This window comes from Teichococcus wenyumeiae, assembly GCF_003696345.1.
GTDB lineage: Bacteria > Pseudomonadota > Alphaproteobacteria > Acetobacterales > Acetobacteraceae > Pseudoroseomonas > Pseudoroseomonas wenyumeiae.
The window spans coordinates 1-734 of record NZ_RFLX01000182.1; the positions used below are offsets into that span (position 1 = coordinate 1).

At 60.9% G+C, this 734-nt stretch carries 2 tRNA genes and 1 rRNA gene; all 3 read left to right on the top strand.

Going from position 1 to position 734, the window contains the following annotated elements:
• Positions 1-77, top strand: a 16S ribosomal RNA gene (locus tag EBE87_RS28505); the annotation flags it as partial.
• Between the two features lie 279 nt (positions 78-356).
• Positions 357-430 (top strand) — tRNA-Ile (locus tag EBE87_RS28510).
• Between the two features lie 61 nt (positions 431-491).
• Positions 492-564, top strand: a tRNA-Ala gene (locus EBE87_RS28515).
• Positions 565-734: the final 170 nt, after the last annotated feature.

Consider the following 734-nt stretch of genomic DNA (forward strand, 5'->3'; position numbering starts at 1 on the left):
CCACGGTAGGATCAGTGACTGGGGTGAAGTCGTAACAAGGTAGCCGTAGGGGAACCTGCGGCTGGATCACCTCCTTTCAAGGATGCGGCATGGGGTAGGGACCTCGGTTCCTGGCTGTGCACGCTCCGACAACACTGGTTTGCCTTGAACTTGTTCTGCGGCGGAAGTCGTGGACGCTCTCTCGTTGGTTTTGATCTGGCTGCCCTGGGCAGCACAAGCATTGCGGCTGGTCGGTTCCGGCTTTGGCTGGAACGGGCGCTGGCCGCGCATCCTTCCCTGTGCGGCGCCTGCGGGCGCTGCGGCTTGCGGAGGCGTGGTGTGCTACTGTGGCGCACGCATCCAAGGGACTGGTTTTTGGGCCAGTAGCTCAGTTGGTTAGAGCACACGCTTGATAAGCGTGGGGTCGGAGGTTCAAGTCCTCCCTGGCCCATACGCGCTGCACCCTGCGGGGTGGCGGCGGGTTGGGCCGGTTGGTCCAGGAGTTCTCCTTTGGGGGCGTAGCTCAGTTGGTAGAGCACCTGCTTTGCAAGCAGGGGGTCGTCGGTTCGAATCCGATCGCCTCCAGGTGAGGGTATCGAGATCCGCCTGCGGTTTGCCGCGGGTGGGGCTTCCAGAAAACCGCCTTGATGGTCCTTTGGGGCATCGGGGTTTTCTGTTGTTGTTTCTCATGGTGAAGAAGAGTTGGTGAAATCGAGTGTACCCACACGGCTGACAATCCGTGTGGTGTGAGTGTC